Annotated in this window: 23 protein-coding genes; 6 read left to right on the forward strand and 17 right to left on the reverse strand. The window is 54.1% G+C overall.

Annotated features, from left to right (window positions below):
• Positions 1–32 precede the first annotated feature (32 nt).
• A complete protein-coding gene (locus tag M3194_RS19515) occupies positions 33–701 on the reverse strand; it encodes a bifunctional 2-keto-4-hydroxyglutarate aldolase/2-keto-3-deoxy-6-phosphogluconate aldolase (protein ID WP_251655760.1) in 669 nt (222 codons plus the stop codon).
• A gap of 179 nt (positions 702–880) precedes the next feature.
• On the opposite strand from M3194_RS19515, the gene M3194_RS19520 reads away from it, so the two are divergent.
• Positions 881–1,108 (forward strand): DUF2642 domain-containing protein, encoded by a 228-nt coding sequence (locus M3194_RS19520; protein ID WP_251655761.1) that lies wholly within the window; start codon positions 881–883, stop codon positions 1,106–1,108.
• A 72-nt stretch (positions 1,109–1,180) separates the two neighbouring features.
• On the opposite strand, the gene M3194_RS19525 is transcribed toward M3194_RS19520, so the two are convergent.
• From M3194_RS19525 to M3194_RS19540, 4 genes are all read right to left on the reverse strand, one after another.
• Positions 1,181–1,489 (reverse strand): Dabb family protein, encoded by a 309-nt coding sequence (locus tag M3194_RS19525; protein ID WP_251655762.1) that lies wholly within the window; start codon positions 1,487–1,489, stop codon positions 1,181–1,183.
• Between the two features lie 53 nt (positions 1,490–1,542).
• Positions 1,543–2,472, reverse strand: coding sequence for a TauD/TfdA dioxygenase family protein (locus M3194_RS19530; protein ID WP_251655763.1), 930 nt, complete (start codon positions 2,470–2,472; stop codon positions 1,543–1,545).
• Positions 2,473–2,500: 28 nt separating this feature from the next.
• Complete coding sequence (locus M3194_RS19535) at positions 2,501–3,532, reverse strand: aliphatic sulfonate ABC transporter substrate-binding protein (protein WP_251655764.1); 1,032 nt, start codon at positions 3,530–3,532, stop codon at positions 2,501–2,503.
• A 257-nt stretch (positions 3,533–3,789) separates the two neighbouring features.
• Positions 3,790–4,383: a TetR/AcrR family transcriptional regulator gene (locus M3194_RS19540; protein WP_251655765.1), complete on the reverse strand. Its 594-nt coding sequence runs from the start codon at positions 4,381–4,383 to the stop codon at positions 3,790–3,792.
• Between the two features lie 116 nt (positions 4,384–4,499).
• On the opposite strand from M3194_RS19540, the gene M3194_RS19545 reads away from it, so the two are divergent.
• Entirely contained in the window at positions 4,500–5,291 is a 792-nt protein-coding gene (locus M3194_RS19545; RefSeq protein ID WP_251655766.1) for a 3'-5' exonuclease, read from the forward strand.
• Here the strand turns inward: M3194_RS19545 and M3194_RS19550 are convergent.
• Positions 5,288–6,145 (reverse strand): ABC transporter permease, encoded by an 858-nt coding sequence (locus tag M3194_RS19550; RefSeq protein WP_397334364.1) that lies wholly within the window; start codon positions 6,143–6,145, stop codon positions 5,288–5,290. The two genes, M3194_RS19545 and M3194_RS19550, sit on opposite strands and share 4 nt — an antisense overlap.
• Positions 6,146–6,481: 336 nt before the next feature.
• Positions 6,482–7,252 carry an ABC transporter ATP-binding protein gene (locus M3194_RS19555; protein ID WP_251655767.1) on the reverse strand — a complete coding sequence of 257 codons (771 nt, stop codon included), beginning with the start codon at positions 7,250–7,252 and terminating at the stop codon, positions 6,482–6,484.
• A gap of 346 nt (positions 7,253–7,598) precedes the next feature.
• On the opposite strand from M3194_RS19555, the gene M3194_RS19560 reads away from it, so the two are divergent.
• On the forward strand, positions 7,599–8,477 hold the full coding sequence (locus M3194_RS19560; protein ID WP_251655768.1) for a DMT family transporter: 879 nt from the start codon (positions 7,599–7,601) through the stop codon (positions 8,475–8,477).
• A 101-nt stretch (positions 8,478–8,578) separates the two neighbouring features.
• Here M3194_RS19560 and hisA read toward each other — a convergent pair whose 3' ends face one another.
• Positions 8,579–9,331 carry a phosphoribosylformimino-5-aminoimidazole carboxamide ribotide isomerase gene (gene hisA / locus M3194_RS19565; protein ID WP_251655769.1) on the reverse strand — a complete coding sequence of 251 codons (753 nt, stop codon included), beginning with the start codon at positions 9,329–9,331 and terminating at the stop codon, positions 8,579–8,581.
• Between the two features lie 151 nt (positions 9,332–9,482).
• Between hisA and M3194_RS19570 the strand changes: the two genes are divergently transcribed.
• Positions 9,483–10,259 carry an exodeoxyribonuclease III gene (locus M3194_RS19570; protein ID WP_251655770.1) on the forward strand — a complete coding sequence of 259 codons (777 nt, stop codon included), beginning with the start codon at positions 9,483–9,485 and terminating at the stop codon, positions 10,257–10,259.
• A gap of 36 nt (positions 10,260–10,295) precedes the next feature.
• On the opposite strand, the gene M3194_RS19575 is transcribed toward M3194_RS19570, so the two are convergent.
• Positions 10,296–11,177 (reverse strand): helix-turn-helix domain-containing protein, encoded by an 882-nt coding sequence (locus M3194_RS19575; protein ID WP_251655771.1) that lies wholly within the window; start codon positions 11,175–11,177, stop codon positions 10,296–10,298.
• 213 nt (positions 11,178–11,390) lie between these two features.
• Between M3194_RS19575 and M3194_RS19580 the strand changes: the two genes are divergently transcribed.
• Positions 11,391–12,998, forward strand: a complete 1,608-nt coding sequence (locus M3194_RS19580) for a glycoside hydrolase family 43 protein (RefSeq protein ID WP_251655772.1) — start codon at positions 11,391–11,393, stop codon at positions 12,996–12,998.
• 311 nt (positions 12,999–13,309) lie between these two features.
• Complete coding sequence (locus tag M3194_RS19585) at positions 13,310–13,825, forward strand: tetratricopeptide repeat protein (protein WP_251655773.1); 516 nt, start codon at positions 13,310–13,312, stop codon at positions 13,823–13,825.
• Positions 13,826–13,892: 67 nt separating this feature from the next.
• On the opposite strand, the gene M3194_RS19590 is transcribed toward M3194_RS19585, so the two are convergent.
• From M3194_RS19590 to M3194_RS19625, 8 genes are all read right to left on the reverse strand, one after another.
• On the reverse strand, positions 13,893–15,680 hold the full coding sequence (locus M3194_RS19590) for a right-handed parallel beta-helix repeat-containing protein (protein ID WP_251655774.1): 1,788 nt from the start codon (positions 15,678–15,680) through the stop codon (positions 13,893–13,895).
• Between the two features lie 214 nt (positions 15,681–15,894).
• Complete coding sequence (locus M3194_RS19595; RefSeq protein WP_251655775.1) at positions 15,895–17,559, reverse strand: extracellular solute-binding protein; 1,665 nt, start codon at positions 17,557–17,559, stop codon at positions 15,895–15,897.
• A gap of 51 nt (positions 17,560–17,610) precedes the next feature.
• A complete protein-coding gene (locus M3194_RS19600) occupies positions 17,611–18,546 on the reverse strand; it encodes a carbohydrate ABC transporter permease (protein WP_251655776.1) in 936 nt (311 codons plus the stop codon).
• On the reverse strand, positions 18,546–19,454 hold the full coding sequence (locus M3194_RS19605; RefSeq protein ID WP_251655777.1) for an ABC transporter permease: 909 nt from the start codon (positions 19,452–19,454) through the stop codon (positions 18,546–18,548). Before M3194_RS19605 ends, M3194_RS19600 begins: the two co-directional genes overlap by 1 nt.
• 183 nt (positions 19,455–19,637) lie before the next feature.
• Entirely contained in the window at positions 19,638–21,056 is a 1,419-nt protein-coding gene (locus M3194_RS19610; RefSeq protein WP_251655778.1) for a response regulator transcription factor, read from the reverse strand.
• The gene (locus M3194_RS19615; RefSeq protein ID WP_251655779.1) at positions 21,049–22,836 is read right to left on the reverse strand and encodes a sensor histidine kinase; all 1,788 of its coding nucleotides are present in this window, start codon (positions 22,834–22,836) and stop codon (positions 21,049–21,051) included. The genes M3194_RS19610 and M3194_RS19615 overlap by 8 nt, the downstream gene beginning before the upstream one ends.
• 132 nt (positions 22,837–22,968) lie before the next feature.
• Entirely contained in the window at positions 22,969–23,952 is a 984-nt protein-coding gene (locus M3194_RS19620) for a Gfo/Idh/MocA family protein (protein ID WP_251655780.1), read from the reverse strand.
• Positions 23,953–23,971: 19 nt separating this feature from the next.
• Positions 23,972–24,949, reverse strand: a complete 978-nt coding sequence (locus tag M3194_RS19625) for a Gfo/Idh/MocA family protein (protein WP_251655781.1) — start codon at positions 24,947–24,949, stop codon at positions 23,972–23,974.
• Positions 24,950–25,029 lie beyond the last annotated feature (80 nt).

The raw sequence follows: 25,029 nt of genomic DNA on the forward strand, positions 1-25,029 counted from the left end.
CAAGCCTCCCGTCCCCAGAACGTTTCAATAACTTACAGCCCTTTCGCCGCGCGATAGGCTTCCATATAAGCGCTTGCTTTTTGCTCAATCAGCGAGAAGTCTCCTGTTGCCACGGCATCCTTCGTCAGATCGGAACCGATACCCACCGCAACGGCGCCGGCTTTGATCCAATCCTTCAGATTGGAGAGCGATACGCCGCCGGTTGGCATGATGTTCGCCTGCGGCAGAGGACCTTTAATCGAAGGGATGATGCTTGGCGAGAACAGGTTGCCCGGGAACAGCTTGACCACATCGACGCCAAGCTCAAGCGCGCTTTGAATTTCATGAACCGTCATCGTGCCCGGCATTACCGGAATCGCGTAGCGGTTGCAAAGCCTAATCGTATCCGGGTTAAACGCGGGCGCGACCACGAATTCCGCTCCGGCCATAATGGCTGCGCGCGCCGTTTCCGGATCAAGCACGGTGCCTACGCCAATAATCGCGAAGTTGTCCGCATCCGGCGATGCCGTGCTGGAATACTCCTTGGACAGCTGTTCAATCGCACGAAGCGCGAACGGTACCGTCATCGTAATTTCAATCGCTTTAATGCCGCCTTTAATGGCACGGCGCGCCATCTCTGCTACTTCCTCCGGCGAATCCGCGCGCAGAACCGCAACGACGCCCGCCTCCGTTAATTGCCCAAGTACTTTCAGCTTCTTCATGAAAAATGACCTCCCATAGTCATAGGTGAAATAAACGCAAAAAGATTGAACATTCCCGCTCCATTATAGGCCTATATCCGCAATTCGGACAACCCTGATAAAAAACTGGTTCCGTTTTCGCCTGTAAGCGGATACTTATAATATACACAGTCAATCCTTCCAAGAAAGGAATGATTCGAATGACAACGCCTTCTGTCTCGCATCTGATTACGCCGGGATCTACCCTTTTCTCCCTGATGACCCGCCACAAAGGCTCCCTCATGACGGTAGCAACCTCTGCCGGCGTCGTACAAGGCATTCTGACGGCTTTTGACCCTGCTTATTTAACGCTTGTCACCGATACGAACCAAACCAAATACGTGCTTGTCATGAATATCGCGTCGTTTACCTTTGAACCGGCCTATTAGGGGTAATCATGCAAAAAAAGAGGGTGTCCCGAGCGGCCGCGTTCGGCCTCCAAGGAACACCCTCCTATTTGTTTAAGCTTCCGAATAATCGATCTCGAGGAACGCTTCTACTTCTTTCACCCAACGCTCTTCTACAAAGCTTACGTGCAGCGGATGCGCGTTATAAGCTTCATAAGCCGCCTGATCGGCGAACTCCATCGAGAATCCGAATTTATAATCATTCTTCGGGCTAACCTGCCGGAATACCCGGAACTGCTGAACAACGGGAATGGAGCTTAGAATCGCTTTGCCATCCTCAAGAAATTTTTGTTCCTGTTCAGAACCTTCGGCATGCTTCAAGGTAAAAATAACAGAGTGCTGTATCCAAGTTACTCGGGGCAAGTGCTTCCTCTCCTTTTGCGCTTTGATAGGCCAAGCCTGCCCTAAGTATATAATTAATAAGGACGGTCGCCAAGAATAGAAATCCGCTCCGCAACGCGGCGGTTAGGATAATAATCGGAAGAGGCATAATGCTGGGTCGAACGGTTATCCCATAGAGCGATCGAATTCTTCTCCCAATGGAAGCGCACCTGGTATTCGGGAATTGCCGCTTGCTTGAACAAATATTGAAGCAGCTGCTCCCCTTCTTCCTCATCCAGGCCAATGATCCGTGTCGTGAATACCGGATTCACAAACAAAGTTTTGCGTCCTGTTTCCGGATGTGTGCGCACAACCGGGTGCTCCGCTGCCGGGAATTCCTGCTGCTTCTGAGCGAGAAGCTCAGGCGGCATGAATCGTCCGAAGGTCGGGGTAAAATCATGAATGGCCTTCAACCCGTCAATCCGCTCCTTCACTTCGTCCGGAAGGTTATCGTAAGCTGCCCCCATGTCTGCCCATAGGGTATCTCCGCCTTCCGGCGGTACCTCGGATAACCGGAGAACGGCCCCGAGGGAAGGTTCAAGACGCCAGGTTACGTCCGCATGCCAGTTGTTCTCCTGGCCCTTCATGTTGGCATCCTTCTCGAACCGGGTAATCTCGGCGGCCGCGCCTTTTGGCAGGAACGGATGATTCTCAAGATCCCCCCATTGTCTTGCAAAATCCAGCTGCTGCTGGCTCGTAATATCCTGATCGCGGAAGAAAAGAACCTTCCATTCGAGCAGAGCACGATGCAGCTCTTCTTTTACCTCCGGCGATACCTGCTCTCTTAAATCTACTCCTTCAATCTCGGCGCCAATGACCGGGCCAAGCGGCTTCAGCGTGAATAAGGTATAGGGACGATCTTCAAGGCCATCAGCCAAACGCTGCAAGAAACGCGGACCGCCTTGAATTTGGCGTTTCGTAAATAGATCAAATTGACGGGATGTGTCTACAGTTAATTGAGTCATGAATAATCGCTCCTTTTAATTGTGATATTTATTGGGACAGCTTCTCAAGATAGGCGGAAACGACATGGTCCTGGAAGCTAACCTTATTCTTAATGAAGCCGTTGCTGAGCAAGAGCTCCGACGACCTCTGCTGCGCATCCAGCTCTTCTTGCGAATACGCTCGAAGACTAGGGGCGGAGCTGGCAAGCAGAGCTTTCACCACGCCCTGATCAATCTTCTTCAAATCGGCATAGATCTTGACCGCTTCGTCGGTATTGGCGTTCTGCCAATCAATCGCTTTCTTGTATACTTTCAGGAACGCCGTTACCAGCTCGGGATTGCTCTTCGCAAAATCCGTTCTTGCAATCGCGGATACCGGAGCGGCGATTCCTTCATTGGCTCCCGCGATAATAGTCGCTTTGCCCGATGCCGTCTCCTTCGTGGTGTAAGGATCCCAGGTTACCCAAGCATCCACCTTGCCGGTCTCAAATGCCGGCAGCGCGTCCTCCGGCTGCAGGGCAATTAGATTAACGTCCTTGTCGCTCAGCCCATACTTCTCCAGCACCTTCAGCAGGAACACATGCGCCGTTGTGCCTTTGGCGACGGCAACCGACTTCCCCTTCAAATCCTCTACCTTTGCAATGCCTTTGGCCTTTGGCGCAATAATGGAGTTAGACAGCTTACCGTCGCTCAGAAGAGCGATAACCTCGAATGGCAGATTCGCCGACAAACCGGAGATAGTAGCGCCATCCCCGAGGAACGAGAGGTCAACCCGCTTGGAAGCAAGCGACTCGAGAAGCGGAGGACCGCTCTGGAATTCGCTCCAGCTTATCTCGGCATTCAGCGGCTTGAATTCTTCCTCCAGCCAACCTTTTTCTCTGGCCAGCAGGAGCGGCGATAAGCCGCCGTTAATCGCGACGTTGACGGTAACATGCGGCCGTTCTTCAGCGGCTCCGCCACTCGGTGCCGCGGATGCGGACGATTCCTTCGCTGCTTTGCCGCCGCAGCCGGCCAGCACCGTAACCAGCGCAATAACCGATAATGCGGTAATCGTCAATGTTCGCAGCTTGTTTCTCTTCATAAGCTTCATCTCCCTAATATAAGTTTACTTATGCGATTAATCGGAATTAGAAAATAAAAAAGATTCGATTCATAATCGTCTCCCCGTAATCAGGCGAAACGTTATGAAATCGAATCTCCGGTTAACCAGTCGACTCTTTATTCTCATGCAGGCAACAAACTGATAAACTGATCAATTTGTCATTTAGTGATTCTGATCATACCAGCTGACCCAAATGCTGTCAACTATCTTTTTCCGATTATTCCAACCCGGTTGGTTTACTTTCGCACAACAAGTCTCAGCATAATATCTACGGCATGGGAAGACGGTTCGCCAAAACCGCGGTATCCCCATATAGACGTACTTTGAAACAGAGACAAGAGCAGCGTCGCGAGCTCAACGGGATCCCCTTCCGCAACCGTGCCTTCTTCTTGTCCGTCACGCAAAATATCCGCGAGCAGGTCACGGTTAAATTGCGCTTTATGGTTAATCTCCGCCTTCTCCTCCGGGCTTAACACTTCGGTTGCCTGCGCCTGCAGCACAACCCAGAAATGCGTTGACGTCCTGCCCTTCTGCAGGTATTGTTCAATGAGCCATCTGAGCTTATCGAGTGCCGTTCCGCTGCCGCCGCGCGCTTCAAGCAGCAGCTCGGTATATCTCTCTTGCGAGGACTGTACGAGCGCCAATAGAATCTTCTCCTTGGATTCGAAAAAATTATAAACATGACCGTAGCTCAATCCCGCTTCGGTCGCAATATCGGATATTTTCGCTACAGCTACGCCGCGCACCGTAAACACCGAGGCCGCTGCCGACAATATCTGATTGCGGCGCAGTTCCCTCTGCTGCTGATCTTTGATGACATTCCTGGCCATAGTATCTGCTCCTTCTGCCATGATCCTCTCAAGAGGTTCTCATACGCCCAAATTCCTGTTTCCATCCGATTTCTGTTAGAATGGATAGGCATGAGCAATTAATCGGGGGTTAATAAATGGATTATATTATTCTGGATATTGAATTTAACGGACGCAAATTCGCAAGCGATCTTCCGATGGAAGTCATTGAGATTGGCGCCGTGCGGCTGAACGCGCAGCTGCAGCAGACCGATATTTTTTCTTCCTTGATCAAGCCGGTCTACTTCTCCAAGCTGAATTCCTTTATTAAGAAAAAGACGGGCATTCCGCAGGAAGAGATTGATATAGCACCAAGATTCACGCGCGTCATCGACGAATTCATCAAGTGGCTGGACCGCGGCGAACCGTTTATTCTCCTCACTTGGGGAGGCGAAGACCTGAAACGGATTATCTACGATACGCGGATGCACAAGCTGGACGATGCTTTCTGGCTGTCCATCGACTATCTCGATCTGCTGAAAGGGTACCTTCGCTATAAAAATATCACAAATGACGTCAGCGTAGAAGCCGCTTTAACCGAATTGAATCTAGCCTCCTCGGGCACTGCCCACCGTGCGCTGGATGATGCGATCATGACGGCTGACGTGTTCCGCGCCGTATTTGACCATCTGGATTTCGACACCTACAAACAGAAGTACAAGGATCTGTACACCAATGCGAAGGAACGCAGACTGGTCAAAAACGCCGTTCGCGCCATGCGCGCCCAAAAGGCCGGCCCCACCTGGGAGCTGCTCGTGAGCAAGCATCTGGAAGGCAAGGTCGCCATGACGGATCCGCGCAAGGAAGCGGAGCTTAAAGAGTATTTCGAAGCGGAGGCCGCCAAGCTGCCGCCCCGCCCCGTTCCGCCGCAGACTCCTGCCGGCAATTAACCTTTATAGCTGTCGCGCCATTTGAGCAGGCGCCGCTCCAGTATCCGTACAAGCGAGTCCGTGAGCTTGCCTACGGCAGCAAATAGGATAATGCCTATAAATACAACCTCCGTACGCATAAACGACCGGGCATCCTGGATCAAGTAACCGATGCCCCGGTCGGCACCCATCAGCTCGGCTACCACAAGCACCAGCCAGGCAATACTGATCGAGAGGCGAAGTCCGAGCAGCACGTTGGGCATCGCTGCAGGAAGAACCAGCCTGATCATTTGATTTATCCGCTTAAACTCCAATACGCGCGCTACATCAAACAGCTTGGAATCGACATTGCGCACGCCAAGAAACGTATTTACATACAGCGGGAAAAACGCGCCTAGCGCGATAAGCAGGATTTTCGACGTCTCCCCAAATCCGAACCATAAAATAAACAATGGCGTTATCGCCAGCAACGGCACGGTACGGATCATCTGAACGGTTGGATCCACAATCTCCTCGAACCGGCTGAACATGCCCACCGCAAGCCCAAACAGCAGTCCAAGGCTGCCGCCAAGCAGGAACCCGAGCAGCGCTCTAAGCACGCTGATCTCCAGATGACGGAACAGCTCGCCGGAGACGATCATCTCATAAAACTCTTTGACAATAGAGGAAGGCGCCGGGAACAGCATCGCATCAACGATCCCCGTTCCGCTGACATACTGCCAGCCGCCAATAATGATAAGCGGCAGCAGGCTGCCCATCAGGAGCTTTCTTCCCTTGAAATCCCCCTTCTCCCTTGGTGCGCGAATAGCGGGGAGCGCTTTCGCAGCCGGGGATGGCGCGACTCTTTTTATGGAATCTGTTGCAGGATTGGACATGGTTACCTTCCTTTCTGTGCTCCGTAGTTTAGGAAAAGGGTTCCTTGCGGTTTGTCCGACGCTACGGTTATTTCGATCGACTGGTCGTCGCGGCGCTCCGGTTGATCGATCGATTGTTCCTTGCGGTTTGTTTCTTGTATTAGGATTTTTCGGTTAAAACAAACACGCAATAGTCACACTCGACCGATCAACCTCCGCTAACTGCTGGAAAGTCACATTCGATCGAAACAAACTTTACTAGCCGATACAAACACGCAAAGTCACATTTCACCGAAACAATCTCCGCTGGGCGCTAAAACAAGAGTCACAGCTGGCCCAAACAACCTTCAGCCGGAGCTAGATGGTATAAGTTTCTTTATCCGGCTCCTCGTGATCGAGAGCCCGAAGGATTAAGGTACGGAGATCCTGGAAAGCGGAGCCCGTTCTTTTGCGAGGGAACGGGAGGTCGATTGGCACAATCGTTTTGATCCGGCCCGGGCGCGCGTCAAGCACGATAACCCGGTGCGAGAGGAAAACCGCTTCGTCGATATCGTGGGTCACAAACAGCATCGTTGTGCGGTTCTCCCGCCAAATATCAAGCAGAGCCTCCTGCATATGGCTGCGGGTGAAGGCATCAAGCGCGCCGAAAGGTTCATCGAGCAGCAGTACCTTTGGATTGCGGAGCAAAGCTCTTGCAATCGCCACCCGCTGGGACATCCCGCCGGACAGCTGCTTCGGATAAGCCTTCTCGAAGCCTTGCAGCTTGACCAGCTTGATCAGCTCGTCTACCTTACGCCGGACATCGGGATTGCGAAGAGACAGATCCGCCGCGATATTACGCTCAACCGTAAGCCAAGGGAATAAGCGGTGCTCTTGAAAAATAAACCCCTTCTCCTGGGACGGCCTCTTCACTTGTTCCCCTTCCAGCAAGACACGGCCTTCGATATCGATATCGAGGCCCGCTACAATCTTGAGCAGCGTGCTCTTCCCGCAGCCGCTTGGTCCAATGATAGAGACAATCTCCCCTTGATTAACCGTCAGTCTCAGCCGGTCCAGCACGGGAACCGCTTCGCTGGAATTACGGAACGTTTTACTCACATCTACAATTTCCAATAATGCCGTCGACATAGCCGGCACCTCCTCCGTTATTGGTATTTCGCTTAATTTAACTTTTTCGCATTGGAATAGTTGGTATTAAAGCATAAAAAAAGATCCAATGGCTTGCCTAACGCAGGCAATTCCATTGAATCTCTGGTTGGTCCAGTCGATTCGATCTCGATTTGACAGACTGACATTTTCGTCAATCCGTATCTGTTGATACTGATCATAGCGGGTAAGGAAAGGACTGTCAATCGTTTTTTTCCATGCTGAATGGCGGAAAACAAAAGTTACAAATTGCTCCCTATCCCCGCCTGTAGTAGTATTACATGTTGGGGTTTTTAATCTATTTTATTGCATGGGAGAAGTAACATTCATGAATCGCACAGCCAAGTCGTTCTCCGCCTACGAGCTCTTGTATATCGTCGGCATTATTGCCATCTCGTTCTCATCGATCTTTATCAAATGGTCAAGCGCTGAGTCCTCGGTTATCGGCATGTACCGCCTGTATCTGACCGTCCTGATCATGCTTCCGCTCGCCTGGAAATACAAGCAGGAGCTGCTTTATCATACGGCCCGCCAGCTTCTGCTGCTGTTCGCCTCCGGCATTATGCTAGCGCTGCATTTCCTGCTATGGATGTCATCACTGAAGTACACCACGGTCGCAAGCTCCACGATCTTCCTGGCGCTGGAACCGGTACTGGTCATGCTTGGCTCCTATCTCATCTTCAAGACCAAAGCAAACCGGATTATGCTGCTGGGCATGGGCATTGCGATGGTCGGCACCGTCATCATTGGTTCAAGCGACCTCGCGCTTTCGAGAGAAGCATTGTACGGGGATGTTTTGTCGATTCTGGGCACAATCGCGGTTGCCATTCATATGCTGATCGGCAAGCAGCTGCGAAGCGACATGAGCGCATTCGCTTATAACTTCCTTGTATTCGCGATTGCTGCCACAACCCTGGCTTTCTATAACTTAATACAAGGCTATCGGTTTACCGGCTACAGCGCAAATGAATGGGGCATCTTCCTGCTGCTTGCGATTGTACCTACTTTGTTTGGTCATTATCTGTTCAATTGGCTGCTGAAGTACATGAACGCCACAGCCGTCTCGATGTCCGTATTGGGCGAGCCGGTCATCGCGTCGCTCCTGGCTTGGGCGCTGCTCAAGGAGGCGCTCACCGGCTGGCAGCTTGGCGCGGGTATCGTAATCCTCTTTGGCGTATGGCTATTCATTCGACACGGCAAAGAGTAGTTTGTTCGCCGTTTAGCATAATTAACCGCCAAAGAAAGAAAAAGCGCGAAAGGTATCGCCTCAAAGGAGATGCCTTTCACGCTTTTCTTATTCTGGGGGATCTACCGGCAGTAAGCCACAACCTCATCGTAGGACAGATTACCGCCGAAGATATCCAGCGCGCTGCCGATGGTTATGTCCAGCTTGCCGTCCGTTAAACGGCGGAACAATTCAAGGTCCTCGAACGACCTTGCGCCGCCGGCATATGTAGTTGGGATCGTTACCCAATCCGCCAGCTGCTTCACGAGACTTTCCAGGATGCCTGTCCGTTTCCCCTCTACGTCTACCGCATGAACGAGAAACTCGCTGCAATACGATTCCAGCTCGCGAAGATTTGCTTCGTTCACTTGGAAGCTGCTGAATGTCCGCCATTGATTGGTGACGACATGCCAGCTTCCGTCCTTTTGCTTGCAGCTAAGATCGATCACCAGCTTGTCCTTGCCAACCTCGGAGACGATCCGTTTCAGGTTGTCCATGTTCAGCTCGCCGTCCCGGAAAATATAAGAAGTAACAATCACCTGCGAAGCGCCTGCTTCGAGGTATTGTGCCGCATTGTCCGCCGTAATGCCTCCGCCGATCTGAAGCCCTCCCGGGTATTCGCGCAAAGCGGATAAGGCCGCCTCCTCGTTCCCCCCGCCGAGCATAATCACATGGCCGCCCGTCAGGCCGTCCCGTTTGAACATCGAAGCATAATAAGCCGAGTCGTGCTCGGAGACAAAATTCTCGACGACATGCTGCGGATTCACATTAAGCGTTTCCCCAACGATTTGCTTTACTTTCCCGCTGTGCAGGTCGATACACGGTCTGAACTTCATGAGATCTCCTCTTTCTCGCATTTAAGTCCCTTTATTGTAGCAGAATCGTCCGCTTGTCGTATGCCGCGCAGGCAAAATTTTAAAGGCTTCGATGAGGAAGGCATATGTTACACTAGTTAATAGAGTAAATAGAAAAGGAGATTAACGCGGAATGAAGTTTGTATCTTGGAATGTAAACGGCCTGAGAGCCTGCGTGAATAAAGGATTTCTTGAATATTTTAACCAGATGGATGCGGACTTCTTCTGCCTGCAGGAGACGAAGCTTCAGGAAGGACAGATTAACCTCGAGCTTGGCGAGAACTATCATATGTTCTGGAATTACGCCGAGAAAAAGGGTTATTCCGGAACGGCGATCTTCACCAAGCATAAGCCTCTTTCCGTAAGCTATGGTCTGGGCGAAGAAGACGCGGATAACGAGGGACGTGTCATAACGCTGGAACTGGAGAACTTCTATCTCGTTACGGTATACACTCCGAATGCAAGGCGCGACCTGTCTAGGCTGGATTTCCGGCTCGCATGGGAGGAAATGTTCCGAAGCTATCTCACCAAGCTGGACGAGCATAAGCCGGTTATCGTGTGCGGGGATTTGAACGTTGCGCATCAGGAGATCGATCTGAAGAACGCGAAGTCGAACCGCGGCAACTCCGGCTTCACCGATGAAGAACGGGAGAAAATGACGCGGCTGCTGGATACCGGATTTATCGATACGTTCCGTTACTTGTACCCTGACCGGACGGACGCGTATACCTGGTGGTCCTTCATGCCAAAGATCAGAGAACGGAATGTAGGCTGGCGGATTGATTATTTCCTCGCGTCATCAAGACTTGCTCCCGCCGTCACGGAATCCGGCATCGATTCTCTTATTCTCGGAAGCGACCATTGCCCGGTTGTTCTGACGCTCGACATGAACAAAGGACATGAAGCCTAAGGCTTCATGTCCTTTTTCCTTTTTACCCTTTACGGCTCACTCATGGAATTTCCCCCGGAAACGGCTTGGCGACTCTCCCGTCCAACGCTTGAACTGTCTGCTGAAATGGGCAATATTGTTATACCCCAGCTTGGAAGAGATCTCTTCGATGGTGAGCTCGGGATCCATAAGCAGCAGCTTCGACTTCTTCAGCATAATGACGGATAAATATTGCCTTGGCGATACGCCAAAGGCCTTCGTGAACATGCGGTTAACCGAAGAGGTGCTGTATCCGACAGCGGAGGCGATAGAAGTAACGGTGTCCTTTTCGTCCAAATGACCGCTATCCGACATCTCGTCCACGGCTTCCTCCAGCATCATGGCGATTCGCGAAGCCACCTCCGAATTCCTTAAGCCCGCAGGGTCCTGATTCAGCTTGGACAAGGTCCCGCTTAGAACGGCAAAAAGCTCGAACAACGCGGACAATATATGCATCCGGGCTTCCGTCCGGATTACCGATTCTTCCGAATGGGTCAATTCAATCAGCTTGTTAAGCGCAGGCCGGATCGCGGCGGTAAGCTCGCTGCCCGATGGATAAAAGCACCGGGGACTCCGGCAGAGCAGCTCTCGGAAGGAGGGCTCGTCCACGTCAAAGTGGAGGCAATAATACGTCATCTCCTCCTCCCCGAGCACCCGGCTTTCATGGTGATCGCCCGGCCTGAAGAGCAGCAGGTCTCCCGGCTGTTGAACATAATTCATCCGCTCAACGGTAAACTGCTGGGTACCCGATATAACCAGATTAATTTCGAACATCGGATGCTTGTGCAGCGGATAGCTCCAGTCCGGATCAACGGTTCGCCAATGGACACCAAATACGCGGAAGGTAGAATCCATGTCGGGCAGCATAAATTCGCGTTTTTGCCGTTCTTTTTGCTCCATTTCAAACTCCTCTCCAGCGTACTTTCCACCTTGATCGATTTGGGTAAATACTTCCCCGCAATGGATATGGAATAGCTTCATAACCCTTGATAACATGGAGCTATTATAACACAACAGCCCATAGGAGACGGTGATAAAGAAGGGTAACTCCTTGTTTTCCCAGTCTTTCCAGCGGCTGATTTCCCTATCCGACGAGAGGAGAATTTTGTCGATATGACTACAATTACGAACCCGATTCTTCCCGGCTTTAATCCGGACCCCTGCATCTGCCGTGTAGGCGAAGATTATTATATTGCGGTGTCCACTTTCGAGTGGTTCCCGGGCGTTGGGATTTACCATTCCAAGGATTTGAAAAACTGGCGTCTGGCGTCCCGTCCGCTGAACCGTCTGAGCCAGCTGAACATGATGGGCAACCCGGACTCCGGCGGTGTTTGGGCGCCTCAACTGTCCTACAGCGACAATCAATTCTGGCTGATTTATACCGACGTAAAAGTGGTGGAAGGCCAGTGGAAGGATTGCCATAACTATCTCGTTACCTGCGATACGATTGACGGCGAATGGTCCGAACCGATCCACATGAACAGCTCCGGCTTTGACCCTTCCCTCTTCCACGACGAGGACGGCAAGAAATATTTCGTAAACATGATGTGGGATCAACGCGTCGGCAATCATCCGTTCTACGGCATTGTTCTGCAGGAATATGATGCGGCCGAGCAGCGGCTCGTTGGCAAAGCGGAAATCATCTTCAAAGGCACCGACATTAAGCTGACGGAAGCCCCTCATTTGTACAAAATAGGCGGCTACTACTACCTGCTGACCGCTGAGGGCGGGACGAAATACGATCATCAGGCGACCATCGCCCGCTCGAGAGATCTTCGCGGACCTTATGAGGTGCATCCCGACAATCCGCTTATTTCTTCGCATGCTCATCCGCGGATTGCTCTGCAAAAGGCGGGACATGCGTCCATCGTCCAGACGCATACGAACGAGTGGTTCTTGGTCCATCTTGTTGGGCGTCCGCTCTCGCGGGAAGGACAACCCTTGCTTGATCCGCGCGGCTATTGTCCGCTTGGGCGCGAGACGGCCATCCAACGTCTCGAATGGAATAACGACTGGCCGTATGTCGTGGGCGGCAATAAACCGTCACTGACGATTGAAGGACCAAACCTTGAGGAAGTGGTATGGGGACCGGACTTCCCGGAAAAGGATGAGTTCGACTCCGAGATTTTGAACCCGCACTTCCAGACGCTGCGCATTCCGCTTGGCGAGAAGATTGTCTCTTTGAAGGACAACCCTGGCCATCTGCGCATTTACGGCAAAGAATCGCTGACGTCGAAGTTCACGCAGGCCTTTGTCGCGCGCCGCTGGCAGCATTTCAACTTTACCGCGGAGACCAAGGTTGCCTTTAGCCCTGCAACGTTTCAGCAATCGGCCGGCCTCGTGAACTACTACAATACGCAGAACTGGACCTCCTGCCAGATCACTTGGAACGAAGAGAAAGGCCGCATTCTCGAGCTCGTTGCCTGCGATAACTTCTCGTTCTCGCAGCCGTTGCAAGGTTCCGAGGTGGTTATCCCGGACAGCGTGGAATATGTATTCCTCCGCGTTGATGTTACGGAGCTGACTTACCGCTACTCGTATTCGTTCGACGGCGACAGCTGGACAACCCTTCCGTTTACGTTCGAGTCGCATAAGCTGTCGGATGATTATATCCAAGGCGGCGGCTTCTTCACCGGCGCATTCGTCGGCATGCAATGCCAGGATACTTCGGGACGGAGTCAGTATGCGGACTTTGACTATTTTGTTTACAAAGACAACTAAGCTCAGAAGAGGAGAAGGATATCTGATCTCGTCATGGCGGGAAAAGTTCTCCTTCCGGCTGCTGTTGCCAGTGTGAAATTTTGAATATACTCGTTAAACGAGATTTCACACTGACAAAGGCAGACGCTCCGCTCCTCCAGGAGAAACTTTTCCCTCTATTCCTCGCCGTTGTCTTATTTTTTTGGGGGACCGAAAGATAGGAAGGCCGCTTTATTGGGCCTTCCTTTCTTTTTTATAGGCATATTATTCCTTGAAATTGTGAGGGCATTCCCTTACCTTGAATACAAGATCAAGTTAAGGAGACGTGAACTATGACAAGAGACGATTTAAGCAAAATCATTGAACGCCGAGAAGAAGGACGAGCAAAGCAGGATCAAGGGATTTTAAGCGAGGTACGAGAGCAGCTGTTAGAGATGCTATCGGTATATCCCGATGATGCGGAGATTAATTACCAAATGGGGATTGCCTGCGATAATTCCGGTCTGGGGGACAAAGCTATCCCTTATTACGAACGGGCAATCGAGTTAGGTCTGTCCGGCGCCGATCTGGAGAGATGCCTGATGGGTCTCGGCAGTACTTACCGTTACTGGGGGCAATACGACAATGCGGTGGCGACTTTGCGCAGAGGGATGAAGGAATTCCCCGAGAACCGCGCTATTCAAGTATTTCTAGCCATGGCGCTGTATAACAGCCACAGCTACAAGGAAAGCGTGGAGCTTCTGATCACGAACCTCATGGAAAGCACAACGGACGAGAAGCTTCATTATTTCAAACGCGGAATAAACTATTACAAGGAAAATCTCGATGAAACGGCTGTAAATGAATAAAAAGACGAACACGCTCGCTGCCGCCTCCTCTTAGAGTCGTTCTGCGAGCTTGTTCGCCTTCGTGTTGTTATTCCGCTATTGTCCGCAGCCCCTGGCCCGCCTCGACGGCCGCTTCGTCCGCCGGCATTTGCCGCAACCGGACAACCCGTTCAAGACCTTCGCCGGCTAGGATATTGCCCGCGATTCGAACGCCGCTGCAAGCCGTTAGCGTCATGAGGCTCTGCAGCGGCTTATTTGCATCCGCGGAAGCAACATCAGCCGTCATGACGATCTCATTGCCTATAAAGTCGATCAAGCCCGCGCTTTTCGCGCCAAGCGCCGCAGCATCCCGCGTCTCGATCCTATTGCCCTCGATGCGGATACCGGCATGCACCGGCCGGACGGCGTCCAACTCGGTATTTTCCGGAGCGATCGTAATGACGGGGTGATCTGGGCCGCCGCATTCGATAAACCGGTTGTTCCGGATCGTCAGATCCCCTACCTTCCCCGACTCGTACCAGCTCTCGGCGTCGTCGGCTACGGAAATGCCGCTCATCGTCATCCGCTCGAAACGATTGCCCTCGATGACGACCTTGCGTCGCGTCGTAATGAGTACGCCCCGCGTTGGAATGCGGGCGAAATAATTGCCCGCGATCCGCACCTCGGGGGTCCATGTCACGTTTTCGACGACGTCATCCGGATCTATGTCCGCAGGCGCCGGTGTCTCTAGCGTTAGCAGCACCTCTCGCGGGCTGAGCCGCTCCGTCGTCTTGACGGTCCCCGAGCCGTAGGCGAGCAGCGAGGCGTGACGAACGAATTCGATCTCGTCGCCCGGGATGAAGGCGTCGAAGCCGTAGGTCTGATGATGCATGAAGCGCAGCACGAGCTGATCCGGCGCCGGCGTGCCGACGATCCGCAGATGGGTGCCATGCGCGTTGATCGGGTCGTCGTGGCCGCCAACGAACCGGCTGTCCGTAATCTCTACCTTCCCCCGGCATCCCGACAGATGGATAAAATCGGCGAACGCGGTCACCGTCCTGCCCGTCTCCGCGCGGGGCGAGAAATCCATCTTCTTGAAGCTTAAATTCTCGCTGAACTGGCCGACGATGCCAAGGCCGTGCATGAAATGCATGCCCACTCCGCTCCACGACACATCGCGGCTCCGATGGATGAATGCTCCGACCTGGTCGCGGATGCCGTCGCGCATCTGCAGCATCCGGCCTGCGATCAGACCGGACAGCTGGCCCGCGTCCTCAATAAAAAGCCTCAACCGCTTCGGCGCCAGCTCCTCCACCCTGGATGCCCGCTCAACTAAATTGTCGATCCTCCAGGTCGTGTCGCGGATGGGATCGTAAGCCTGCATCGGTCCTTCCGTGAACCGCCAGCCCTCGCCAAGCCAGATTAGTCGTTCGTCCTCGATCGCATAACGGCTGTCAGGATGGACCTCCGCGTCGAAGTGTTCGCTTCCGACGCCAGTTATGGTCATTTCCGTCACCGTGGGCCATTCGTAATCGGCATGCAGATTGCGGATCCGTATGCCTTCGCAGCCGTCAATCGCCAGCATCGTCATCTTGCCGTGAAAGACAAGCAGCGAGCCGTTCCCTTCGAGCGTCAAATCCTTCAAGCCTTGGAGTAAAATGCCGATCGTCTTCGTCACGTCGGGATTCTCCGACTCGCTGGCCGTATTGGAAATATAATAAGGCGTCCGGATGGCCTCGTCCGAATGGAAATCGTAGCGGCCATGCGGAATATCCAGCAGGACGGGTCCCTGAACGCGCGATGCGGCTTCAATGGCCCGGCGCATGGCCGGCAGAGCGTCCGCTCCCGAATCGGGAACCGCTCCATAATCAGTCAAGCGGATAACAACCTGATTCACCGGAATGATCAACACCATCCTTAAATAGTAAGTTAAGCGCTTAATATACTTTACAATGATTACCTATCCCGTTCAATATCGATTGCGGAACGGGCAATAAGACCGCCTGCATCCAAACGGCTTGTCCGGATTGCCACAAGAGAGATTCGACTCCGGCAAAAAGGAAGAAGCTCCGCCGCATAACACGCCGAAGCCCCTCACTTGCCAAGCCTTGTTATTTGCCTTGCTTCGCCATCTGCTCGGTAACCTCTTTAATGGCGTCCTGCAGTCCCTTGCCGTCGTAGCTCTTCTGCACGTCGTGCAGCATTTTGACGGGATCGTCCTTGCCAAGCACGATGCGGATAAAGTCGTCGTCGAAGTTGATCGCCGACAATTTGTCCTTGGCCGGCGTCGACATCGAGAAGATATCGAAGGCTGTCGGAATCGCCTTGGCGTTGTCCATTTGCCATTTCAGCTCGCCCTGAATGAAATCCACCACGTCGTCGCCCTTGGCGACTCTGTTCGCCGGGCTGTCTTCCAGGGCGCTTGCGTCTCTCCAGGCAGCCAGAGCTTGAATAATATCAAGCGAAGGGTATTCCTTGTGAAGATCAATATAGTTGTCTCCGTCCTTCGGACGAGTAATCGTAATTTGGTCGCCGCTCTTCGTATAGTCCTTGCCCTCGATACCGTAGTCGTACATTTCCTTCGCCTCCGGCGAAAGCAGCCAATCGTAGATGCGCAGAATGCGGTCGAGCTTCTTGTCGTCAACCTCGGCGTTAATCATCGACTCCGACCAGAACGATTGCGTCGTATGACGGTATACCGTGCCGTCGGCGGCAGGCCACAGATGAAGAATTTTGACATGGTCGAAAAATTTCTCGCCGGGGTTGTTCTTCTCCCACTCGGCTTTGATCCCTGTTGGACCGCTGACGGAGCCTACGTTATACGCAAGCGCCCCTGCCTTGCCCTGATAAAACTTCTGATTCGCTTCGCCGGCCTTTTCAACCGCAAAGTCCTGATCGAGCGCGCCGTCCGCGTATAGCTTGCGGGCTTGCGTGACAACCTGATCCATCTGCTTGGAAGCGTAGAACGGAATCCATTTGCCGTCCTCCTGCAACCAGCTGGAGTTGTCGTATTGCGGGAATGCAGGCATGAAGACCGATTTGAAATAGCCCAGCGTGTTCATGACGATGCCGGTCGTATCTTTCTTGCCGTTGCCATCGGGATCCTGCTCGGCAAACGCTTTCAGCATCGCATGGAATTCATCGAAGCTCTGCGGGTCCTTGATGCCGAGCTTATCCATCCAGTCCTTGCGCACGTAAATGGCCCGGTCGACCGCCCACATGTCGGTATTCGGATAGGTCATCCGCGGAATCGCATACAGCTTGCCGTCGCGGTAGACGCCTTGCACGTCGGGTGCCTTGGCCACCTTCTCGACGTTCGGGTATGCGCTTAAATCATCCGGCAAAGGATGAATGAGCTCTTGGCTGACCCATTCATTGTACGTGCCCGGATTGTCGTTGACGATGCTGTTGGTGATGATATCCGGAAGCTGTCCGGCCGCGGCCCATACCTGATTCTTCTCCTTATAGGTGTCCCAGCCGATATCGACCGGTTTAAGCGTCACGTTAAAGTCCTTCTCGAGCTTCTGCACGAGATCATCGTGCTGCTGGAAGCCGACGCCGATTCCCCACCAAGAGAGGGAAATATCCATATGATCCTTGAACGGATTGTTCTCGGCCGGAGCACTCGAAGCGCCAGTATCGGCTGTATCGGCAGAGGCCGCGGGCGTATTGCCCGAATTGTTCGAATTGCCGCCCGAGCTGCTGCATCCGGAAACGATCGATGCCGTCAAGACGGTGATTAAGCTGAGCGAGCCCAGCAGTTTTGCTTTCCTCATTTCTCTTATCCCCCTAATGTTAAAATTTATAATAACAGCATGACGCCCTTATTATCCTTTAACGGATCCGATCATAACGCCCTTGGCAAAATATTTTTGCAGGAAAGGATACAAGCAGACGATTGGCAGCGCGCTGACGACGAGCACCGCCATCTTCAGCATTTCCGGCTGGAGATCGGAATTCTGCAGCTGAACGCTGGTCGTGATACTCGAGAGCACCTGCGCATAATTGGTGAGCAGCTCGCGAAGCAGCGCCTGCATAGGAAGCAGATTCACGTTGGTCATGAACAAAACGCCGTACCACCATTCGTTCCAGCGGTCCACCGCGTAGAACAGGGTAATCGTGGCGATCATCGGCATCGAGATCGGCACGATGATTTTGACCAGCACCTGAAGCTCGTTGGCGCCGTCTATCTTGGCCGATTCCTCCAGTGCCGCCGGAAGCGTCCGGAAGAAGGCGATGCAAATGATCAGGTAGAACGTGTTGACCGCCACCGGAAGCACCATGACGAGCAGATTGTTGATCAGGTGCAGATTTTTCATCGTGAGATAGAACGGAATGAGCCCCCCGTTGAAGAACATGGTGAAGATGATGCCCGACATGACGATTTTTCGGCCGGGAAAACCCGTCTTCGACATAACGAAGGCGCCCGTGACGGTGACAAGCATATTGATTGACGTGCCGACGACCGTCACGAACAGCGTGACCAGCAGAGCCTTCAGAAACCGCGGCTCATGCAAAATATAACTGTAGGCCGACAGGTCGAAGGTCGTCGGAACGAGATAGACCAGCTGCTTCGAGATCGCCGCCGTGTTGCTGAACGACATCAGCACGACATTATAGAACGGCAGGATCGTACAGATCGTCAGTAAAATAAGGACGAAGTGGATGACGAAGTCTGCGATGCTGAATTTGCGCCGCCTGCGCGGCCCCTGACGAACTTCGGGCGACGACTGGGCAGCGGTTGCGGTCGTATTCGATTCCATTATACCAGTCCCTCCCCGCCCAATCTTTTTACGATGAAGTTGGCGCTGTACAGCAGGGCGAAGTTCAGAACCGCCTTGAACAAGCCGATCGCGGTCGTGACGCCGAACCCTAGACCGCTGTCAAAGGCCGACCGGTAGACGTAGGTGTCGATAATGTCGCCGGTGCTGTAGACGCCGGGATTGTATAGGTTGAAAATCTGATCGAAGCCGCCGTTCATCGCATTGCCGACGGCCAGAATGAGCAGAATTCCCGCCGTTCCGCGAATCGAAGGCCAGGTGACCGACAATAGCTGCTGGAAGCGGCCGGCTCCGTCCACATAGGCCGCTTCGTACAGCTCCGGGTTGATCCCCGCGATTGCCGCCAGATAGATGATCGCGCTCCAGCCGACCTCCTTCCATATGCTCGAGATGAACACGATCGGCCTGAACAGGGACGGATCGGTCAGGAACGTAACCTTCTCAAAGCCCAGCAAAGCAAGCAGCTCGTTGAGCACCCCCGCGCTTCCCAGGAAGTTGAACATGATGCCGCTGATGATCACCCACGAAATAAAGTGCGGGAACGTATACACCGTCTGGTAAAATTTTTTGAGCTTCTCTCTCGCCACCTCATTGATCATCAGCGCGAGAATGATCGCGACCGGAAATTCGAAAATGATCCGGCCGCAGCTGATGTAGACCGTGTTCCAAAACGCTTTCCAGAAATCGCTCTGCCCCACCAGCTCCTTAAAGTTGCTGAGGCCGATCCACGGACTTCCAAGTATGCCTTCGCGGATGTGAAAGTCCTTGAATGCGAGCAGCACTCCGTACATCGGCAGATATTGAAACAAAGCGTAATAAAGCAAGGTAGGAAGGAGAAGCAGATACAGATAACGGAATTTATATAATTCCTTCCCGATAGATTTCCCCATTGCGAACCTCCTTGTAAGCGTTGCCATTTGCTATCACCTATACTACCAGCCGAGCATCGCCCCGGGTATGCACGCAATTTATAGGTTCCTCCTCCCAAATCGTCCATGCCTATAAAAAAAGAAAACCTTCGGCGAAGGTTTTCTAAAAAAAATCCATAACGGTACTAAAAATAGTGCATAGTATCACTTCCGCTCGCTGCGGTATTGAGTCGGCGTCTTGCCGGTCATTTTCTTAAACAGCCTCGCAAAATAAAAATAGTCGTTGTAGCCGATTTTCTCGGCAATCTCATGAATCGAATAATCCTCGTCCTCATCAAGCAGCTTGCATGCGTGCGCGATCCGCAGCTGGGACATGTAGCCGACGAACGTCTCGCCGACCTCCTTCTTGAACAGCTGGCTGATATAGCTGGGATTCATGAAAAATTGCTCCGACAGGCTCTGCAGCGACAGCTCCTCGCGGAAATGGTCGGTCACGTACTGCAGGATCTGGTTGAAGGTCCGGTTCTTCGTCTCCGGGGGATGCGCCTCGCCGCCGCGGCAGTGGCGGACAACAAGCGCCTGCAGCTCGCCGAGCATGTCGAACACGTCGCCGTACGACTGGACAAGCTGCTCGTAGCTGTACAGCGTTTCCTCCGTCTGCCCCAGCTTGAACAGGAACGAGATCGTCATGTTATACACCCGGAAGGCGTGGCGGGTGGACAGCGCGTCTTCCCGGAACAGCTCCGCGATATGGCGGAACGCCGCATCGATCGCCGGCATATCGGCGGCGCCGATCGCGTCGCTTATCTCCGACATCCGCCGGTTCAGCTCGTTTTCCTTGTACGGCCGGTGATCGTAAACGCCCTGCTCTCTTGTCACGAAGAACTGATGGGCCAGCATATCCGCTCCCGCAATGGCGCTGCGCAGCTCGCTGAGATCGGTAACTCGGGCTCCGATGCCGATACCCGACAGATCTGGCGGGAACTGCGTCCGCAAGCCGGCCGCCAGCTCCTCCGCCTTGGCCGTCCCGAGCAGGTAGGCGGTCTTCGAAGGTCCCATCTTCAACCGGATCGAAGGCCCGCGCAAACCTGGCAGCTCGCCCGATCCGACCGATACCACAGGGACGATGCCCGCCGTCGCCCAGTCCCCGATGCCAATCCGCTCTAGCTCGCCTTGAAGCTTTGCGCGAGCGTCTTCGCTTGGCTCCTCGAGCAGCTGAACGAGCGGCGAATCGGCCGTTCCTTTGGCGGCATCGAGCAGCTTGCCAAGCTTTATCAGGACGCCGGAAATTTCCGGCTCGTCGAAAGGCTTCAGACAGTAGGCAACTGCGCCGTAAGACATGGCCTTTTGCGCGTAGGCGAATTCGGCATAGCCGCTGACGACGACGAAATGGACCGGGAAGCCGATATTCCGACCCCGCTGGATCAGCTCCAGCCCGCTCATCTCCGGCATCCGGATGTCGGTGAAGACGACATCCGGCCGCAGCCTGCGCATCTCCTCCAGCGCATCCATCCCGTTATTTGCCTGACCGGCCACTTCGAACCCATAGCGGCCCCAATCCATTAGATCTTTAAGACTCTCCAGCACCCAGCTCTCGTCGTCTACAATGAGCACCTTATGCATCCGGCACCCTCCTCTCTCCTATGATCAGCTCGACCCGCGTGCCGGATCCCGTCCCGCCGTCGATGCGCAGCCCGCAATCGCCGCCAAACAGAAGACGGATGCGGTTATTGACGTTGACCAGGCCGATGCTTTTGCTCTCGCCGTGCTCCTCCGGCCCCGAGGAGGCGGACAACATGCGGCGCAGCTCCTCGAGCCGAGCGGGCTCGATGCCGATGCCGTCATCCTCTACCTGCACGATCAACTGGCCATCGCCGCTAACGGCGCCTCTGATCCACAGCCTCCCCTTCTTAAGCGTCGGCTCGAAGCCGTGATAGATCGCGTTCTCCGCGATCGGCTGCAAGATCATTTTCGGCACGCGGAACGCCAGCGCATCGCCTGTCAGCTCGTAATGGACGTCGAACCTGCCCTCGAAGCGGATTTGCTGGATTCGGATATACGAATCGACCATGCGGATTTCCTCACTCAGCGGTACCTCGCTCGAGCCTTTAATGCTGTAGCGGAATATGCTCGACAGCGACCGCGTCATCGTTTTGATTTTATCCTGACCCTCGACGACGGCGATTCCCGTAATCGCTTCCAACGTGTTGTACAAAAAATGGGGATTGATCTGGCTGCGCAAAAAGGCGAGCTCCGACTTTTTCTTCTCCAGCTCGGTGCTGTAAAGCCGCGTATTCGTCTCGAGCAGGCTCTGCGTCAAATGGTCGATCTCGTCGAGCATGCTGTTCAGCTCCGTCGCCACGATGCTGATCTCCATGTAGCCCTGGAGCGAAATCCGCTTTTTGAGCTTGAGCGGATCCCCCCGCCTCAGCGTCGTGATAAAGAAGATCAACTTTTTGAGTGGACGCAGGATGTTGTTGACGATAAACATGAACGGAACGGCCAGCATGAGCAAGGCGATGCCCAGTATGATCAGCTCCTGCCTGCGGATGTCGAGCAGATCGCGAAGCAGCTCGTTTTCGGGCACCATGCTGAGGACGGTACCGTCAATTTCGGGCAGCTCTTCCGACTCGACCACGTAGCTTTGGTTTTTCCATTCCACGATTCGGTTGCCCCCGCTCTGCGGGTTCTCCTCCATGGCCGGGAATTCGCTCCCGGCGCTCAGCGAGGAATTGCTTGCGACGATTTTGCGGTCGCGGTCGAGCAAATAGATTTGCGTGCCGGCCTGCTTGGGCGAGTATTCCTGCTCGCTCATGAGGGCGGTCGGGTCAACGATAAAGAACGCCGTCCCTATATTGCGGTTGAACAGCTCCCCGGGCAGCGAATAAACGATGGAAGTGGCGAAGACGAGCATGTCGGCGCCGCCGTACAAACCTTCGAACGTGCGCATCCCCTCATAGGAGGCATTCAGATCCTGGACGGAGAGCTGAGCCCGAAGCGGCGCCAGATAGCGGTTGCCCCCGGCAAGGTCGATCCATGTGTCGTTGTTGCCGGAGATGACGATGTCCTGAATGCCTTCCTTCAGATCCTTCTGACCGCTCAAATACTTGTTCAGCTTGATGAACTTGTCGTAGCGGACCAAATTGTCCTTCTCCACCAGATAATCCTGGATATCCGGATTGTAGGAAATATCCTGCATGAGGCGGTAGATGACGTCCCGGTTGGAGGCGACGTTCTTCTTCATTTCCGCCACCGTCTGTCTTACGTATTCCTCATGGCTGCGGGTGATCATGCCCGACATCATGGAGTAGGTATGCAGAACGATCACCAGAATGACGATGATGGTCGAACCGGCCAAAATGAGCAGCTGCGAACGAATCGACAATTTTCTCAGGAAAGCCATGGCGCACCGTCCCCGTCTTCAAAATCTTTATGTGCTATTATGAGCATGAACGAAGACGGGCGTCAATTATCGCCTTGGGAGACGGCAAAAAGCCGATGGATGCCTCTCGGTTCCATCGGCCCATCTGTTGCCTTATAGCTCGACCGGCTGTCCCAGCCTCGCGGACTCGTAAGCAGCCAGCGCCACGGCGGCGGACCGCAAGCCGTCCTCGCCGGTTATCGGCACCGGCTTGCCCTCCAGCAGCGACCCTACGAACGACTCGATCATCAGCCGATCCATGTCGTCGCCCCAATAGCTCCAGCTGCCCTTGCCGGCAAGATCGCTGTACACCTCATTCTTCTGGGCGAAGCCGTCGACGGAGATGCTGCCTTTCGTGCCGATGATTTCCATCGTCACGTCGCCCCAGGTCGGGAACGATTTCGGCCGGGACCAGCTCGTATCGATGACGGCGAAGGCGCCTCCGGCGAATTTCACGTGAACGAGGCCCGCATCGTCGATTTCCGTTTCGCCAAACCGCGATGCCGCATATCCGTAAACCTCCTTCACTTCGGAGCCGATCATCCAGTTCAATAGGTCCATCACATGCACCGTATGGTCAAGCAGCGCTCCGCCGCCCGACAGCGCCTTGTCGGTAAACCAGCCGCCGGGATTCGTCCCGTGGTTGGTTCCTTTGACGGCGACGATGTCGCCGATATCGCCGCGCTCGATCGCGGCTTTGGCGCCGGTCACGGCCGGCAGATAGCGGCACGGGAAAGCGGTCATCAGCTGAACGCCGTTAACCCGGGCGGCGGCGATCATCCGTTCCATTTCACGGACGGAGATGCCAAGCGGCTTCTCGCACAGCACATGCTTTCGCGCCTCGGCTGCCGCGATCGCGTGCTTGGCATGATGGACGTTCTCCGAGCAGATGACGATGGCATCGGCGTCGGTAGCGAGCAGCTCCCGATAATCGGCGTAGTAAGGCAGGCCGGTGCGTTCGATAATCGAGGCCACGCGGCTCTGCGATTCGTCGGCGATGCCAACGATCTCGACCTCCGGCATGGCGGCCAGATTCGCTAAATAGCTGTTCGCATGGCCGTGCGCAAAGCTGATCAGCCCTACTTTCAGTTTTTTCACCGTTTACTCCTCCTTGCGATCATAATAAAACGACCTTTCCCGTCTGTATCGATTCCAGCGCCGCAAGCGCAATGCGCAGCGCCTCCCGCGCGTCCTCCGCCGTAACTAACGGCTCCGAGCCGTCCCGCGCGCACGCCAGAAAATGCGCCAGCTCCCGGTCGTACGGGCTCATAATGCCAGGACTTTGCGGAATTTCGGCAAACCGCCCTTCCCTTTCGGCCTGAGCCCGGGTGCGGACGTGCAGCGAGCCGGAGGCTGAGCTGTCCAGCCGGATCAATCCCGCGGAGCCGGAAATTTCGGCCGCGTACCGGAACGGACCGGGGTCGCCCCAATGCGCTTCCAGGTTGGCGGCCGCCCCGTTTGCGAACTCCAGCGTTACCAAGGCGTAATCCGAGTCGTCCGTGCAGGCGTTCATGGCGTAGACCGACTTGACCTCGCCCCAGATCCACCGCATAAAATCGATGTCATGGATCATCATGTCGACGATGACGCCGCCGCTCTTCGCATGATCCTTGAACCAACCCCTCGCGTTCCCGGGATGGCCGCCGACCCGCTTCGCATGGGCGACGCCGGGTTCGCCGATGCTTCCTCCTTCAATCTGCCTGCGTACCTGCCCGTATTCGGGAAAAAACCGGACGACATGTCCAACGAACAGCCGAACGCCGTTTAGGCGGCATGCCTCGATGATCTCGTCGGTATCCTCCAGCGACAGCGCGACCGGTTTCTCGCAAATGACATGCTTGCCGGCCTCCGCCGCCTCCAGCACGGCCTGCTTGTGCAAATAGCTCGGCAGCGCGATGCTGATGACCTGCGGATCCGTCTGTTCCAGCATATCGGCTAAAGAGCAGAAGGCCCGTGTTCCCGTCTTGCGGGCCAGTTCGCCGGCCAGCTCCGCATCGATATCGCATACGCCGACTAACTCGGCATCCGCCATTCCGGCGAAGCTTTGCGCATGCACATGCCCCATGCCGCCGCAGCCTACCACCGCTACTCTCATCTCGGACACTCTCCTTCTTTTATGGTATACTTCACATAAATTATCTTAGTACGAGGGTTTGCGGGCCACAATTACGATAT

Origin of the sequence: Paenibacillus glycanilyticus (assembly GCF_023715145.1) — a bacterium.
Lineage (GTDB): Bacteria > Bacillota > Bacilli > Paenibacillales > Paenibacillaceae > Pristimantibacillus > Pristimantibacillus glycanilyticus_A.

What these genes read in the sequence shown, in the direction of transcription:
- M3194_RS19515 (WP_251655760.1), bottom strand. Translation starts at nt 701, where the DNA reads ATGAAGAAGCTGAAAGTACTTGGGCAATTAACGGAGGCGGGCGTCGTT.
- M3194_RS19520 (WP_251655761.1), top strand. Translation starts at nt 881, where the DNA reads ATGACAACGCCTTCTGTCTCGCATCTGATTACGCCGGGATCTACCCTT.
- M3194_RS19530 (WP_251655763.1), bottom strand. Translation starts at nt 2,472, where the DNA reads ATGACTCAATTAACTGTAGACACATCCCGTCAATTTGATCTATTTACG.
- M3194_RS19535 (WP_251655764.1), bottom strand. Translation starts at nt 3,532, where the DNA reads ATGAAGAGAAACAAGCTGCGAACATTGACGATTACCGCATTATCGGTT.
- M3194_RS19540 (WP_251655765.1), bottom strand. Translation starts at nt 4,383, where the DNA reads ATGGCCAGGAATGTCATCAAAGATCAGCAGCAGAGGGAACTGCGCCGC.
- M3194_RS19545 (WP_251655766.1), top strand. Translation starts at nt 4,500, where the DNA reads ATGGATTATATTATTCTGGATATTGAATTTAACGGACGCAAATTCGCA.
- M3194_RS19550 (WP_397334364.1), bottom strand. Translation starts at nt 6,145, where the DNA reads ATGTCCAATCCTGCAACAGATTCCATAAAAAGAGTCGCGCCATCCCCG.
- M3194_RS19555 (WP_251655767.1), bottom strand. Translation starts at nt 7,252, where the DNA reads ATGTCGACGGCATTATTGGAAATTGTAGATGTGAGTAAAACGTTCCGT.
- M3194_RS19560 (WP_251655768.1), top strand. Translation starts at nt 7,599, where the DNA reads ATGAATCGCACAGCCAAGTCGTTCTCCGCCTACGAGCTCTTGTATATC.
- hisA (WP_251655769.1), bottom strand. Translation starts at nt 9,331, where the DNA reads ATGAAGTTCAGACCGTGTATCGACCTGCACAGCGGGAAAGTAAAGCAA.
- M3194_RS19570 (WP_251655770.1), top strand. Translation starts at nt 9,483, where the DNA reads ATGAAGTTTGTATCTTGGAATGTAAACGGCCTGAGAGCCTGCGTGAAT.
- M3194_RS19575 (WP_251655771.1), bottom strand. Translation starts at nt 11,177, where the DNA reads ATGGAGCAAAAAGAACGGCAAAAACGCGAATTTATGCTGCCCGACATG.
- M3194_RS19580 (WP_251655772.1), top strand. Translation starts at nt 11,391, where the DNA reads ATGACTACAATTACGAACCCGATTCTTCCCGGCTTTAATCCGGACCCC.
- M3194_RS19585 (WP_251655773.1), top strand. Translation starts at nt 13,310, where the DNA reads ATGACAAGAGACGATTTAAGCAAAATCATTGAACGCCGAGAAGAAGGA.
- M3194_RS19595 (WP_251655775.1), bottom strand. Translation starts at nt 17,559, where the DNA reads ATGAGGAAAGCAAAACTGCTGGGCTCGCTCAGCTTAATCACCGTCTTG.
- M3194_RS19600 (WP_251655776.1), bottom strand. Translation starts at nt 18,546, where the DNA reads ATGGAATCGAATACGACCGCAACCGCTGCCCAGTCGTCGCCCGAAGTT.
- M3194_RS19605 (WP_251655777.1), bottom strand. Translation starts at nt 19,454, where the DNA reads ATGGGGAAATCTATCGGGAAGGAATTATATAAATTCCGTTATCTGTAT.
- M3194_RS19610 (WP_251655778.1), bottom strand. Translation starts at nt 21,056, where the DNA reads ATGCATAAGGTGCTCATTGTAGACGACGAGAGCTGGGTGCTGGAGAGT.
- M3194_RS19615 (WP_251655779.1), bottom strand. Translation starts at nt 22,836, where the DNA reads ATGGCTTTCCTGAGAAAATTGTCGATTCGTTCGCAGCTGCTCATTTTG.
- M3194_RS19625 (WP_251655781.1), bottom strand. Translation starts at nt 24,949, where the DNA reads ATGAGAGTAGCGGTGGTAGGCTGCGGCGGCATGGGGCATGTGCATGCG.